13 protein-coding genes and 1 tRNA gene are annotated in these 13,066 nt (G+C 74.6%); 9 read left to right on the forward strand and 5 right to left on the reverse strand.

Translation table 11 applies throughout. The features are described from left to right. Positions 1-95 precede the first annotated feature (95 nt). Positions 96-941 (forward strand): Fpg/Nei family DNA glycosylase, encoded by an 846-nt coding sequence (locus tag UXQ13_RS15440; RefSeq protein ID WP_225233749.1) that lies wholly within the window; start codon positions 96-98, stop codon positions 939-941. A 98-nt stretch (positions 942-1,039) separates the two neighbouring features. On the opposite strand, the gene UXQ13_RS15445 is transcribed toward UXQ13_RS15440, so the two are convergent. Together UXQ13_RS15445 and UXQ13_RS15450 are read right to left on the reverse strand one after the other, a co-directional pair. Then, positions 1,040-1,246 carry an RNA-binding S4 domain-containing protein gene (locus tag UXQ13_RS15445; RefSeq protein WP_225233748.1) on the reverse strand — a complete coding sequence of 69 codons (207 nt, stop codon included), beginning with the start codon at positions 1,244-1,246 and terminating at the stop codon, positions 1,040-1,042. Positions 1,247-1,260: 14 nt separating this feature from the next. Then, on the reverse strand, positions 1,261-1,965 hold the full coding sequence (locus UXQ13_RS15450) for an MOSC domain-containing protein (RefSeq protein ID WP_225233747.1): 705 nt from the start codon (positions 1,963-1,965) through the stop codon (positions 1,261-1,263). Positions 1,966-2,056: 91 nt separating this feature from the next. Between UXQ13_RS15450 and UXQ13_RS15455 the strand changes: the two genes are divergently transcribed. Then, positions 2,057-2,701 carry a PilZ domain-containing protein gene (locus UXQ13_RS15455; RefSeq protein WP_225233746.1) on the forward strand — a complete coding sequence of 215 codons (645 nt, stop codon included), beginning with the start codon at positions 2,057-2,059 and terminating at the stop codon, positions 2,699-2,701. On the opposite strand, the gene UXQ13_RS15460 is transcribed toward UXQ13_RS15455, so the two are convergent. Beyond that, on the reverse strand, positions 2,698-4,548 hold the full coding sequence (locus UXQ13_RS15460) for an aldose epimerase family protein (RefSeq protein WP_225233745.1): 1,851 nt from the start codon (positions 4,546-4,548) through the stop codon (positions 2,698-2,700). The genes UXQ13_RS15455 and UXQ13_RS15460 overlap by 4 nt on opposite strands. 39 nt (positions 4,549-4,587) lie before the next feature. Continuing rightward, entirely contained in the window at positions 4,588-5,226 is a 639-nt protein-coding gene (locus UXQ13_RS15465; protein ID WP_225233744.1) for an HhH-GDP family DNA glycosylase, read from the reverse strand. 88 nt (positions 5,227-5,314) lie between these two features. Between UXQ13_RS15465 and UXQ13_RS15470 the strand changes: the two genes are divergently transcribed. Beyond that, positions 5,315-5,740, forward strand: a complete 426-nt coding sequence (locus UXQ13_RS15470) for a DUF1707 SHOCT-like domain-containing protein (RefSeq protein ID WP_225233743.1) — start codon at positions 5,315-5,317, stop codon at positions 5,738-5,740. 62 nt (positions 5,741-5,802) lie between these two features. Here UXQ13_RS15470 and UXQ13_RS15475 read toward each other — a convergent pair. Then, a tRNA-Leu gene (locus UXQ13_RS15475) sits at positions 5,803-5,885 on the reverse strand. Positions 5,886-6,024: 139 nt separating this feature from the next. On the opposite strand from UXQ13_RS15475, the gene UXQ13_RS15480 reads away from it, so the two are divergent. From UXQ13_RS15480 to UXQ13_RS15505, 6 genes are read left to right on the forward strand one after another with little or no spacing between them, the layout of a single operon-like run. Further along, positions 6,025-6,909 carry an FhaA domain-containing protein gene (locus UXQ13_RS15480; RefSeq protein ID WP_225233742.1) on the forward strand — a complete coding sequence of 295 codons (885 nt, stop codon included), beginning with the start codon at positions 6,025-6,027 and terminating at the stop codon, positions 6,907-6,909. Further along, complete coding sequence (locus UXQ13_RS15485) at positions 6,906-7,367, forward strand: FHA domain-containing protein FhaB/FipA (protein WP_225233741.1); 462 nt, start codon at positions 6,906-6,908, stop codon at positions 7,365-7,367. Before UXQ13_RS15480 ends, UXQ13_RS15485 begins: the two co-directional genes overlap by 4 nt. After that, complete coding sequence (locus UXQ13_RS15490; protein WP_336392516.1) at positions 7,364-8,752, forward strand: PP2C family protein-serine/threonine phosphatase; 1,389 nt, start codon at positions 7,364-7,366, stop codon at positions 8,750-8,752. The genes UXQ13_RS15485 and UXQ13_RS15490 overlap by 4 nt, the downstream gene beginning before the upstream one ends. Continuing rightward, positions 8,752-10,188 carry an FtsW/RodA/SpoVE family cell cycle protein gene (locus tag UXQ13_RS15495; RefSeq protein WP_225233738.1) on the forward strand — a complete coding sequence of 479 codons (1,437 nt, stop codon included), beginning with the start codon at positions 8,752-8,754 and terminating at the stop codon, positions 10,186-10,188. The genes UXQ13_RS15490 and UXQ13_RS15495 overlap by 1 nt, the downstream gene beginning before the upstream one ends. Beyond that, positions 10,185-11,636 carry a peptidoglycan D,D-transpeptidase FtsI family protein gene (locus tag UXQ13_RS15500; protein ID WP_225233737.1) on the forward strand — a complete coding sequence of 484 codons (1,452 nt, stop codon included), beginning with the start codon at positions 10,185-10,187 and terminating at the stop codon, positions 11,634-11,636. The genes UXQ13_RS15495 and UXQ13_RS15500 overlap by 4 nt, the downstream gene beginning before the upstream one ends. Beyond that, complete coding sequence (locus tag UXQ13_RS15505; protein ID WP_225233736.1) at positions 11,637-13,064, forward strand: serine/threonine-protein kinase; 1,428 nt, start codon at positions 11,637-11,639, stop codon at positions 13,062-13,064. It begins immediately after the preceding gene. The last annotated feature ends 2 nt before the right edge of the window (positions 13,065-13,066 follow it).

Below are 13,066 nucleotides of genomic sequence, written 5' to 3' on the forward strand. Positions count from 1 at the left end.
GCGCCACGGTGGCACAGCGCGACGTTCCACGTGGAACGAGCGGGTGCCAGCCGGGTGCCGGCCGGGTATGCGGGCGGGGCAGGTAGACAGGCCCCATGCCCGAGGGACACATGATCCACGTGGACGCACGCCGCTTCGACGAGGCGATGGGTGACCGCGTGGTGCACACCGACAGCCCGCAAGGCCGGTTCGCCGACGGCGCCGCGGCGCTGGACGGGCGCACCCTGCGCGACACCGAGGCCTTCGGCAAGAACCTGTTCCTGCGGTTCTCCGGGGCCTCCCCGCAGTACCTGCACGTGCACCTGGGCCTGATCGGCGGCTGGACGTGGTGGGACGCCGACCACCAGCAGCTGTCCGGCCGCCCGGTGGTGAACGCCGACTCCAGCAACGTGCGGCTGCGGCTGCGCACCGGGCGCGGGGACGCCGAGCGCAGCGCCGAGCTGCGCGGGGCGATCACCTGCACGCTGGTCGACGAGGAGGGCATGGACCGGGCCGTCGCCAAGCTGGGCCCCGACCCGCTCCGGGACGACGCCGACCCCGGCCTCGCGTGGGCCAAGGTGCGGAAATCGAAGAAGCCGATCGGCGGGCTGCTGCTGGACCAGGCGGTCACGGCCGGCGCCGGGCTGATCTGGCGGGCCGAGGTGCCGTTCCTGGCCGGGGTGGACCCGCACCGGCCCGGGGTCGACGTCGCCGAGGACGAGTTCACGACCATGTGGTCGGAGATGGCCCGGGTCATGTCCGAGGCGGTCGAGCGCGGCGGCAAGGAGATCACCACCGACCCGGCGGACCGGCCGGAGACCGACGGCCACGTCGGCCGGGACGACGCGTTCTACGTCTTCCGCCGCGACGGCGAGCCCTGCCTGCGCTGCGGCACCGAGATCCGGGTCGCCGAGATGGGCACCCGCAAGGTCTGGTGGTGCCCCAGCTGCCAGCCCCGTTAGGGACCTGACCGTTGGCCCCGTCGCAGGGCCCCGCGGCGCGCGGAGCGTGCCGTGGGGGGCGACGGGGTCCTTCCGCAAGCCCGCTAGGTGTACCCCCGCTAGGAGATGCGGAAGGAGTCCAGGCCCTCGACGGTGACGACGTCGCCGCGGTGCAGCTGGCGCCCGCGCCGCTCCTCGGGCTCGCCGTTCACGGTGATGTCCCCGCTGGTCAGGACGTCCTTCACCTGCGCCCCGGTCGGGACGGCGTCGACCAGCTTCAGCAGCTGGCCCAGCCGGATGACGTCCTCGCCGGCACGGAGCTCCACGGTCTGCACGGTGCTCAGCCTGCCTGCAGCTCGTCGCCGACCGCGATCCGGCCACCGGCGACCGGCATCGCGCCGACCGACAGGGTGCCGTCGTGCTCGCGGTGGATGGTCTTGAGCACCCCGGTGTCCCGGCCGACCCCGCCCGGCTGCGGCCGGGTGGTCATCACGCAGCGGGGCACCGGTTCGCCGATCTCCAGCACCGCCGTCCCCAGCCGGACCTGCCGGCCGACCAGCTCGTCCTCCCCGGCGCCGTCGAGCAGCACGTTGGCCCGGAACCGCCGCGGCGACCACGACCCGGTCGTCCCGGTGGACAGCAGGGTGACCCGGGCGGTGGCGTTGTCGTGGAAGGCGCCGTCGGCGCCGGAGAACGGGTTCCACCGCGACTCGGTGTCGACGTCGGCGGGGTTCTCGTAGGTGCGGGGCCCGGTGTAGGACGCCGGCCGCAGCTCCACCGACCGACCGGTCCAAGCCGACAGGACGGCGTCGTCGTCGGTGACCGTGCCGTCGGGCAGCACCACCTCGGGGCGGCCACCGGTGGACCGCGCCGCCGCGAAGAGCAGGTCGGGCACCCGCCGGGCGGTCAGCCCGAACCCGGTGCCGGTGTCGAACAGGGCCCAGGCGCGGTCGCCGGCGAACCCCTCGGGCCCGACGTCGACGGCCGTGCACCGCTCGCCCTGCAGGGACTTCACCGGGTAGCGCCAGAGCTCGATGACCCGCATGCGATCAGTGTCGCGCGGCGGGTCCGCCCCCGCTGCGCCCGCCGGGATGCCAACCTGTCGCCCGCACCGCACATCCCCCCAGGAGACGACCATGACCGACGGCGAGGAGCTGCCCGGCCCCCGCAGCGTGATCGACGTGCAGGTGGCCGACCGCGACGACCTGCTCGTGGCGTTCGTCCCGGAGGACCAGCCCGGGGACGGCGTCCTCGTCGTCACCGTGGCCCAGGACTGCACCGGACGGCGGATCCGGGTCCCGGTCGGCGACCAGGTCGAGCTGGTCTGGTCCACCCGGTCCGGACCCCGCGCCCGCACCGCCGAGGTCCTCGAGGTGGTGCTGGACGGCGAGCCGACCTGGCGCCTGCAGCTGGTGTCCGGCACCCGCTCGGCGCAGCGGCGCGGCGCGGTCCGGGCCGAGGTGGGGCTGCCCGTCGTCCTCGCCGACGGCGGCCGCACCGTGACCGGCACCAGCCTGGACCTCAGCGAGACGGGTCTCCGGGGCCGGTGGCCGGTGGAGGCGGGCTGGCCGGCCGTGCTGGACCGGGTCACGGTGACCCTGCAGCTGACCGACGGGTCCTCGATCAGCGGGCCGGCCGAGGTCCGCCGCGGCTTCCCGGTCACCGACGGCCGGCTGGAGGCCTCGCTGGTCTTCCTCGACTGGCCCGAGCGCGCCCAGGACCAGGTGCGCGGCCGCGTGTTCGAGCGGCTGCGCCACCTGGCCCGGCGCGGCGACCTCTAGGCCGGCGTCCACCCGAGGGTCCAGGTCCCCGACCACGTCGCGTCGGGGGCCAGGACCACCAGGTCGGCGGCGTCGGCCAGTGCGTTCGGCGGGCAGGTCATCGGCTCCACCGCCAGGCTCCGGCGCCGCTGGCCCTCGGGCAGGGTGTCGCCGGTGTAGACCTGCAGCCAGGGCCAGCTGCGGTCCACGGCCAGCTCCAGCGCACCGGCCGGGCCGCTCAGCCGGACCCGCGCCCAGCCGTCGTCGTCCCGGACCAGGTCGGTGACGGCGTCGTCCAGCGCGCGGTCGCCGATCGTGCCGACCGCGCCGTCGAAGGCGTGCCGCCCGCCGGTGGGCAGGCCGCCGTCCAGGTCAAGCGCGGTGCGCGCGGGCACGTCGAGGTCCGCGGCCCCGACAGCGCCGTCGGCGTCCGAGCCGACGTGCAGGTAGGGGTGCATGCCGACGCCGAACGGCGCCGGGTGAGTGCCGGCGTTGCGCACCCGCACGGTGACGGTGAGCCGGTCGGGCTCCAGCCGGTAGTCCACGGCGACGGCCAGCCGGAACGGGTAGCCCGACCGCGGCTCCAGCACGGTGCCCACGGTGACGGTGTCCTGGGTGCGTGCCAGGACGGCGAAGGGCTGCCAGGACAGCAGGCCGTGCATCGCGGCGCCCTCGGCGGTCACGTCCAGCTGCAGGTCAGCGCCGTCCCAGGACCACGCGCCGTCGCGCAGCCGGTTGGGCCAGGGCAGCAGCAGGCCGCCGCGGCGGCCCTTGGGCACGACGCCGGTCGGGTAGCCGTCCAGCACGTCCCAGTCCCCGACGGCCAGCCGGCGCAGCCCGCCGCCGCGCAGGTCCACCGCGACCCGGGCGGCACCGCGCTCCAGCCAGGCCCCGAGCGGCTCGGTGGTCGGCCAGGCCGGCTCCTCCGGGCCGACGCCCGGGGTGCCGAGCAGGTCGGCCAGCACGTCGAGCACCTCGGACCGCCGGACGGCGGCCGCAGGGGCGATCTCGGTCAGCCCGAAGTACCCGTGCACCAGGCCGGGCCCGGGCAGGTGGACGACGTGCACGCCGGCGGCGGCGAGCTCCACGGCGTAGGTGTCGCCCTCGTCGCGGAGCGGGTCGAACTCGGCGGTGGCCACCACCGCCGGGGGGAGCCCGGTCAGGTCGGTGCCCAGCGGTGCGGTGAACCGGTCGCCGCCGTCGGGCAGGTACCAGTCCCAGAACCGGCGCATGTCGACCTTCTCCAGGAACAGGCCGGTGCCGTTCTCGTCGGTGGACGGCATCCCCATCGTGGGGTCCAGGCCCGGGTAGGCCAGCAGCTGGGCGGCCAGCACCGGCCCGCCCTCGTCGCGGCAGCGCAGGGCCACCCCGGCCGCGAGGCCGGCCCCGGCGCTGTCCCCGGCCACCACGAGGGGCGCGGTCGGCCAGCGGTGCGCGGCCCAGCGGACCGCGGCGACGGAGTCGTCCAGCGGCGCGGGGTGCGGGTGCTCGGGGGCCAGCCGGTAGTCCACCGCCAGCACGGTGGCGCCCAGCCGGTTGGCCACCGCCCGGCACACCGGGTCGTGGGTGTCCAGGTCGCCCACCGCCCAGCCACCGCCGTGCAGCCAGACCACCACCGGCCGGGTCTGGCCGCCGACCCGGCCCAGCCCCGACCGGTAGATCCGCAGGGCGAGGTCGCCGTCGGGGCCGGCGATCGTGCGGTCCTCGACGTCGGCCACCGGTTCGGGGCGGTAGCCCTCCCCTCGGCGGGCCAGCGACAGCGCGCGGTAGCGCTGGCGGTCGACGACGGCGTCCCCGCTCACCAGCGGGGTGGCACCGAGCTCGGCCAGGCGCTGCAGGAACGGGGTGAAGTGCGGGTCGATCGGCACGGTGTCACCTCACCACGGCCGGGCACCGCGGGCGACCGGTCAGCTGTCGCCGAGCGGGTCCTCGGCGGCGGGCAGCAGCGAGACGCGCACCAGGCCGGCGGTGAACCGGGCCAGGTCGTCGCCGTCCACCAGCTCGGCGAGGGCTGCGGGGTCGGTCGGCAGACCCACCCGTTCGGCACCGCGCAGGGCGCGGTCGTCCAGGTGCGGGCGCAGCCAGGGCCACACCGCCTGGGCCTCGCGGAGGAACACCTGCGCGCCGGTCGGCCCGAAGCCGGGGAACTTCTGCAGCAGCGCGGCCGCCCGGTCGGCGTCGCCGTCGGCCTCGGTGGCCAGCCGGCGCAGGTCGCCGTGCCAGCGGTCGCGGACCTGCGTGGCCAGGTCACCCAGTTGGCGGGACGTGCGCTCGTCGTAGCGCCGGTAGTGGCCCCGGCCCAGCGCGTCGACCCGGTCCTGCCAGCTCGCCTCCAGCATGTGGTCGGGCGTCGTCAGCCCCGCGTCGAGCAGCTCGGTGGTGGCCGCGACGGCGATCCCGGCGTCGATCCGGGCGCTGAGCAGCTCGGCGAGCACCAGCAGCTGCCAGAGCGGGGCGGGGGTGTCGGCCAGCCGGATCCCGGCGTCGGCGGCGTAGGTGGTGCCGTACCGCTCGAGGACGGCGTCGGCGGTCTCCCGGTGCGTCATGCGGCACCCCTACCCATGACGGCGGCCAGGGCACATCGGTGACAGACGTCAGTGGTGCCGGAGGGGCACCCCGGCGAAGACTCGGGTCATGCCCGAGACCACGTTGCGAGCCGCAGACACCGACCGCGCCATCGTCGCCGAGGTCCTCGGCACCGCACTGCGGGAGGGGCGCCTGACCGTCGAGGAGTACGACGAGCGGCTGGCCGCCACCTACGCGGCCCGCACCCACGCCGACCTCGCCGTCCTCACCACCGACCTGCCGACGGCGGCGCAGGAGCCCACGACCGAGGACGCCGGCCGGGCGGCCTACGGCAGCTGCGGCGGGGACGGCGACCTGCGCGGCGCCTGGCGCGCGTGGATCATCGTCGCGATGATCGTGTCCGCGGTCTACCTGGCCAGCTCGCTGGGCACCGGGGACTGGCACTACCCCTGGCCGGTCTGGGTCGTGGGCCCGTGGGGCGCGGTGCTGCTCGCCCGCACCGTCACCACCCGCGGGTCCCTCACCCGCCGCTGAGCCGCGGTCCCCGGAACCACGAGAGGCCCCACCCGGAACCGGGTGGGGCCTCTCGTGTGCTGTGGGCAAGGGGGGAGTTGAACCCCCACGTCCTCTCGGACACACGGACCTGAACCGTGCGCGTCTGCCATTCCGCCACTTGCCCTGGCGAGGGAGAACAGTATCAGCCGGGTCGGAGAGGTTTCCGCCGGGGCGTCGCGGGCTCGTCTGACGTCCCCGGAGCCTGGTCACGGTTACGATCGGCCCTCAGTCAGTGGGAGGTCAGCCGAGCGTAGGGAGCGACTGTGGGTGTGCTGCAGCGCTTCGAGCGTCGCCTCGAGGGCATGGTCGGTCTGGCGTTCGCCCGGATCTTCAAGGGCAAGGTCCACCCCGCCGAGATCGCCAAGGCCCTGCAGCGCGAGGCAACCGAGCAGCGCAAGGTGATGGGCGAGGGCCGCGTGCTCGTCCCCAACGTCTACGACGTGCGCCTGGGCCAGGTCGACTACGACAACCTCGCCGAGTGGTCCGAGCAGCTGGCCGCCGAGCTCGCCGACATGGTCGCCGAGCACATCGCCGACGAGGGGTTCCAGACCTTCGGCGACGTCCAGGTCCGGCTCGAGCTCGACGAGGAGCTGCACACCGGGGTCTTCGAGGTCGCCTCGCACGTCGCCGACCCGAAGTCCGCACCGCGGCCCGAGCGCCAGGCCCGGCTGTCCGCGGGCCTCGACGACGACTGGGGCGGACCCGTCCCCGGCCACCAGAGCACCGCCGGACCCGGGGCCCCCGCCGTCCCGCCGGTGCCCGGTCGCCCGCCGGTCCCGCCGCTGCCGCCGCTGCCCTCCATCCAGGGCCGCGGGCCGGCCGGTCCCTCCGTGGTCGGCCGCTCCGGCCAGCGCCCCGGGGTCAGCCACGTGCTCGTCGTCGACGGCCCGGGCACCCGGCACGTGCTCGGCCCCGGCAGCAACGTCATCGGCCGCGGCACCGAGGCCGACATCCGGCTGCCCGACACCGGGGTCAGCCGCAAGCACGTCGACGTCGTCCTCGAGGGTCCGGTCGCCGTCGTCCAGGACCTCGGCTCGACCAACGGCACGCTGGTCAACGGCCGGCGCGTGGGCCGCCAGCCGCTGAGCGACGGCGACGTCATCCGGATCGGGCACTCCGTGCTGGTCTACCGGCAGGACGGCGCATGACCGCCGAGATCGTGCTGCAGGTCTTCCGGTTCGGGTTCCTGCTGCTGCTCTGGCTGTTCATCTTCGCCGCGTTCCGCGTCGTCCGCGCCGACCTGCTCGGTGGGCGCACCGGCCGGGTCGCATCGGTGCCGCCGCGCGCGCAGGCGGGCAAGAAGAAGGGCGCCCGGGGCCCCAAGAACCTGTTCGTGACCGCCGGACCGCTGTCCGGCACCAAGATCACCCTCGGTGAGCAGGCGATCCTCATCGGCCGCGCCGACGACTCCACCCTGGTGCTCACCGACGACTTCGCCAGCTCGCGGCACGCCCGGCTCACCAACCGCGGTGGCCAGTGGTACGTCGAGGACCTCGGCTCCACCAACGGCACCTACCTGGACCAGCAGCGCGTGCAGGGCCCGCTGCTGGTCGCCCAGGGCCAACCGATCCGGATCGGACAGACAGTGCTGGAGCTCCGCTCATGACGTTGGTGCTGCGCTACGCCGCCCGCTCGGACCGCGGTCTCATCCGCGGCAGCAACCAGGACTCCGTCTACGCCGGCCCACGGCTGCTCGCCGTGGCCGACGGGATGGGCGGTCACGCCGCCGGCGACGTGGCCAGCAAGGTGGTGATCGCCGCCCTCGAGCACCTGGACGACGACGCCCCCACCGGCGACATGCTCGCCTCGCTGCGCAACGCGGTCTTCGACGGCAGCGAGCACCTGCGCGAGGTCATCCGCGAGTCCCCCGAGCTCGAGGGCATGGGCACCACGCTCACCGCCGTCCTGTTCGCCGGCGGCCGGCTGGCGCTGTGCCACGTGGGGGACTCCCGCGCCTACCTGGTGCGCGACGGCCAGCTGTCCCAGATCACCCACGACGACACGTTCGTGCAGACGCTGATCGACGACGGCCGGATCACCGAGGACGAGGCCAACAGCCACCCGCAGCGCTCGCTGCTGCTGCGCGCGCTCAACGGCCAGGACGTCGACCCCGACCTGTCCATGCGCGAGGCCCGCGCCGGCGACCGCTACCTGCTGTGCTCCGACGGCCTGTCCGGCGTGGTCAGCCACGAGACGATGGCCGAGGCGCTGCGCGACCCCGACCCGCAGGCCACCGCCGACCGGCTGATCGAGCTCGCGCTGCGCAGCGGCGGCCCGGACAACATCACCTGCATCGTGGCCGACGTCGTCGACGACGACGGCAGCTCCCGGATCGACCCCGTGATCGACGGCGCGGCCGGCGACAACCGCGGTCAGCGCGAGGTCGACCCCCGCTCGGCCGCCGGCCGCGCCGCGCTGGCCGACCCCCGGCCGGCCGCCCCGCCGCCGTCGGTGGCCTCCGCCGGCCCCCCGGTGAAGCGCCGCCGGCCGCTGCGCACCGTGCTGATCACCCTGGCCGCGGTCGTCGTCCTCGGGGCCGCCGCCGTCGGCTTCTACGCCTTCGTCGGCAACCACTGGTTCGTCCGCTCCGTCGACGAGGGCGACATCGGCGTCTACCGCGGGATCAACGCCTCGATCGTCGGCCTGGACCTGTACCGCCTCGACACCGCGACCGACCTGGCCTACACCGACCTGACCCAGGCCGCCCGCAGCCGGGTCGGCTCCGGCATCGAGGCCGACGACCGCGCCGACGCCGAGCGGATCCTGGAGAACCTGCGCCAGCAGCTGCTCCCGCTGTGCCGCACCACCGAGGCGTCGGCGACGACCAGCGCCTCACCGAGCCCGACCACGAGCGCACCGACCACCACCGACCCCGGTGCGACCGGCACCCCGGCGCTGCCGACCACCAGCTCGGCCCCGAGCACCACCGCCCAGACGTCGACGTCCACCCGGACGCAGGAGCCCGGAGTGGACTGCCGGGAGGCAGGCTGATGGCCGCCCCCGCCATCGGCCCCGGCACCGATCCCAAGAACGCCGCACCGGGTGTGACCACCCCACCCAGGCGTCGCGGCACCGAGCTGGTGATGCTCGGCTTCGCCGTGCTCATCACCGTGGCTGCGCAGACGATCGTCGACATCACGATCACCGGCTCGCCGAGCCCGGAGATCGCCACCTTCAGCGCCTGGTTCACCGGCATCTGGCTGGTCGCCCACCTGGTCGTGCGTCGGTTCGCGCCCTACGCGGACCCGCTGCTGCTGCCCTGCGTCGCGGTGCTGACCGGCCTCGGTCTGGCCATGATCCACCGGCTGGACATCGCGGCGAACGCCCTCGGCGAGTCGGTCTCCAGCCGCGAGGACGCCCCGACCCAGCTGCTGTGGGCCACGGTGGGCCTGGTGCTCTTCGTCGCCGTCCTGCTGGTCGTCCGCGACCACCGCGCACTGTCCCGGCTGGCCTACACGATCGGGCTGGTCGGCCTGGTGCTGCTGGCCATCCCGGCCGTGCTGCCCTCGGCCCTGTCGGAGGTGAACGGCGCCAAGATCTGGATCCGGGTGGCCGGCTTCTCCATCCAGCCCGGTGAGTTCGCCAAGATCTGCCTGGTCATCTTCTTCGCCGCCTACCTGGTGGACAAGCGCGACGTGCTGGCGCTGGCCAGCCGCCGGGTGCTGGGCCTGGAGGTCCCCCGGGCCCGGGACCTCGGCCCGGTGCTGGTCGCCTGGGGCGTGTCGATCCTCGTGCTGGTCTTCGAGCGCGACCTGGGCAGCTCGCTGCTGCTGTTCGGCATCTTCGTGGTGATGCTCTACGTCGCCACCGAGCGCGCCTCCTGGCTGGTCATCGGTGTGCTGCTCTTCGCCGCCGGCGGCACGCTGGCCTACCAGCTGTTCGGCCACGTCCGCGTGCGCGTGGACACCTGGCTGGACCCCTTCGCCTACTACCCCGACGGCGGCGGCTACCAGGTCGTGCAGTCGCTGTTCGGGCTGGGCACCGGCGGGCTGTTCGGCGCCGGTCTCGGCGGCGGCCGCCCCGACCAGGTCCCGGTGGCCAAGAGCGACTTCATCGCCGCTGCGATCGGCGAGGAGCTGGGCCTGTTCGGCCTGGTCGCGGTGGTCGTGCTGTACCTGGTGCTGGTCGAGCGCGGGCTGCGCACCTCCCTCGTGGTGCGCGACGGCTTCGGCAAGCTGCTGGCCGCCGGCCTGGCCTTCGGGGTCGCCTGGCAGGTCTTCGTCGTCCTCGGCGGGGTCACCGGCCTGCTGCCGCTGACCGGGCTGACCACGCCGTTCGTCGCCTACGGCGGGTCCTCGCTGGTGGCCAACTTCGGCCTGGTCGCGCTGCTGGTCCGGATCAGCGACGCCGCCCGCCGGCCTGCCGCGCCGCCGGCTCCCCCGGCGCCCAAGCTGGGCGAGGCGCTCACCGAGGTGGTCCGGCCGTGAACTCGCCGCTGCGCAAGGTGGCGATCAGCGTGCTGGTGCTGTTCACCCTGTTGATCCTCAATGCCAACTACATCCAGGTGGTCCGCTCCGACGAGCTGCGGGGCAACGCGTCCAACACCCGCATCCTGGCCGAGGAGTACGACCGCGAGCGCGGCGCGATCGTGGTCGACGGCAACCCGGTCGCGATGTCGGTCGCCACCGACGACACGTTGACCTACCTCCGCCAGTACCCGCAGGCCGACCTCTACTCCACGGTCACCGGCTACTACTCGCTGGTCTACGGCAACACCGGCATCGAGGACGCCGAGGACGGGATCCTCTCGGGCTCCGACGACCGGCTGGCCTTCCGCCGCATCGCCGACCTGTTCACCGGCCGCGACCCCTCGGGCGGCAACGTCGAGCTGACCCTGGACGCGGCCGCGCAGCAGGCCGCGGTCACCGCCCTGGCCGGCGTGCAGGGCGCGGTCGTCGCCCTGGACCCCTCGACCGGTGCGGTGCTGTCGATGGTGAGCAGCCCCGGGTACGATCCGGCCCAGCTGTCCAGCCACGACCCGGCTGCGATCCGCGCCTACTCCGACTCCCTCGGCGCGATGGACCCCGACCCGCGGATCAACACCACCGTCGCCGAGCGCCACTCGCCCGGTTCGGTGTTCAAGCTGGTCGTCTCGGCTGCGGCCCTGGAGGACGGCTACACGTCCGAGACCGTCGTCCCGGCCCCGCAGCAGTACACGCTGCCGGGCACCAGTCGGCCGCTGAACAACTACAACGGCGAGAGCTGCGACCCCAGCGGCGAGCAGCCGCTGATCGACGCGCTGACCATCTCGTGCAACACCGCCTTCGCCCAGCTGGGCGTGGAGCTCGGCGAGGACCGGGTGCGCGAGGCGGCCGAGGCGTTCGGCATCGACCAGGGCGGGTTCGAGATGCCGCTGCCGGTCGTCGAGAGCACCGTGGGCGACATCGACGGCGACGCGCAGCTCGCGGTGGCCTCCATCGGCCAGCAGAACGTGCAGATCACCCCGCTGCAGGGGGCGATGATCGCTGCCGCGATCGCCAACGACGGCGACCTGATGACCCCCTACCTCGTCGACCAGCTGCAGGCCCCCGACCTGAGCGTCGTCGACCAGACCGACCCCGAGGTCATGGGCCAGCCCGTCTCCGCCGAGGTCGCCGGCCAGCTGCAGGACATGATGGTCAGCGTCGTGGAGAACGGCTCGGGCCGGCGCGCGCAGATCGACGGCTACACCGTCGGCGGCAAGACCGGCACCGCCCAGACCAGCGCCGACGACGACGACAACCAGTGGTTCGTCGGCTTCGCCGGCCCCGACGGGGATCCGCAGATCGCCGTCGCCGTCTTCATCCAGGGCGGGCAGGGCACCGGGGGCGACCTCTCCGCCCCGGTCGCCCAGCAGGTCATGGCGGCGTACCTGGCCGCGAACGGGGAGGACTAGATGGCCCTGCACATCGGCAGCATCCTGGCCGGCCGGTACGAGATCACGGCCCCGATCGCCACCGGCGGCATGGGCGAGGTCTGGCAGGCCACCGACCGCACCCTGGGCCGCACGGTCGCCGCCAAGGTGCTCAAGAGCGAGTACACCGGCGACAAGAACTTCCTGGAGCGGTTCCGCAACGAGGCCCGGCACACCGCCGGGCTGACGCACGCCAACATCGCGTCGGTCTACGACTACGGCGAGACCCAGGACGACGACGGCCGCACGCTGGCCTTCCTGGTCATGGAGTACGTCGAGGGCGAGCCGCTGGTCGCCATCCTGGACCGGGAGATCACCCTCTCCCCGGAGCGCACCCTGGACGTGCTCGCCCAGGCCGGCGAGGGCCTGTCCGCCGCGCACCGGGCCGGCGTCGTGCACCGCGACATCAAGCCCGGCAACCTCATGGTCCGGCCCGACGGCGTGGTCAAGCTGACCGACTTCGGGATCGCCTGGGCGCGGGACGCCGCCCCGCTGACCCGCACCGGCATGGTGGTCGGCACCGCCCAGTACCTCTCGCCCGAGCAGGCGCAGGGCTTCCAGGTCACCGCGGCGTCGGACGTCTACTCCCTCGGCGTGCTCGGCTACGAGTGCCTGGCCGGCAACCGGCCCTTCGACGGCGACTCCCAGGTGGCCATCGCGCTGGCCCAGATCAACCGGCCCCCGCCGCCGCTGCCGGCCGCCGTCCCCGCCCCGGTGCGGGCGCTGGTGGAGAAGGCGCTGTCCAAGGACCCCGCGGCCCGCTTCCCCGACGGCGGTGCCTTCGCCGCGGCCGCCCGCCGGATCGCCGCCGGCGGACCGGGACCGGACACCTCCGCCGCGACCGCCTTCATCCCCGCGGTGGGCGGCGGCAGCACGCAGCTGATCGGCGGTGGCGCCGCGGCGGCGGCCGCGGTCTCCGCCTCGGACACCGCCCCGCGCACCATGCCCCCGCTGCAGGGCCCCCCGGTCGACGAGGAGACCGACGGCTGGGACGACGACGAGCCCCGGCGCCGGTCGCCCTGGCCCTGGGTCGCCGCGGCCGCGGTGCTCCTGCTGGTGCTCGGCGCCGTGCTGGCCTTCACGCTGCTCAGCGACTCCGGCGACGACGACGGATCACCCTCGACGACCACCACCCCGGCCACCACCACCTCGGCGCCCCCGGCGACCAGCGCGCCCAGCACGACCGCGGCGGAGACCACGGCCGAGGAGACCACTGCTGGGGAGGAGGAGCCGACCGAGGAGCCCGGCGAGGAGACCACGCAGGCTCCCCCGCCGGCGACCACGACCCAGGCGCCGACGACCACGCGGACCACCACGACCCAGGCGCCGCCGCCGGTCACCACGACCCCGCCGACGACCGCGACGACCACCACCGAGTCGTCCGTCGCCGAGGGGCAGCCGGTCCCGTGACC

Source organism: Klenkia terrae, assembly GCF_037083865.1.
GTDB lineage: Bacteria > Actinomycetota > Actinomycetes > Mycobacteriales > Geodermatophilaceae > Klenkia > Klenkia terrae.

What these genes read in the sequence shown, in the direction of transcription:
- UXQ13_RS15440 (WP_225233749.1), top strand. Translation starts at nt 96, where the DNA reads ATGCCCGAGGGACACATGATCCACGTGGACGCACGCCGCTTCGACGAG.
- UXQ13_RS15450 (WP_225233747.1), bottom strand. Translation starts at nt 1,965, where the DNA reads ATGCGGGTCATCGAGCTCTGGCGCTACCCGGTGAAGTCCCTGCAGGGC.
- UXQ13_RS15455 (WP_225233746.1), top strand. Translation starts at nt 2,057, where the DNA reads ATGACCGACGGCGAGGAGCTGCCCGGCCCCCGCAGCGTGATCGACGTG.
- UXQ13_RS15465 (WP_225233744.1), bottom strand. Translation starts at nt 5,226, where the DNA reads ATGACGCACCGGGAGACCGCCGACGCCGTCCTCGAGCGGTACGGCACC.
- UXQ13_RS15470 (WP_225233743.1), top strand. Translation starts at nt 5,315, where the DNA reads ATGCCCGAGACCACGTTGCGAGCCGCAGACACCGACCGCGCCATCGTC.
- UXQ13_RS15485 (WP_225233741.1), top strand. Translation starts at nt 6,906, where the DNA reads ATGACCGCCGAGATCGTGCTGCAGGTCTTCCGGTTCGGGTTCCTGCTG.
- UXQ13_RS15490 (WP_336392516.1), top strand. Translation starts at nt 7,364, where the DNA reads ATGACGTTGGTGCTGCGCTACGCCGCCCGCTCGGACCGCGGTCTCATC.
- UXQ13_RS15495 (WP_225233738.1), top strand. Translation starts at nt 8,752, where the DNA reads ATGGCCGCCCCCGCCATCGGCCCCGGCACCGATCCCAAGAACGCCGCA.
- UXQ13_RS15505 (WP_225233736.1), top strand. Translation starts at nt 11,637, where the DNA reads ATGGCCCTGCACATCGGCAGCATCCTGGCCGGCCGGTACGAGATCACG.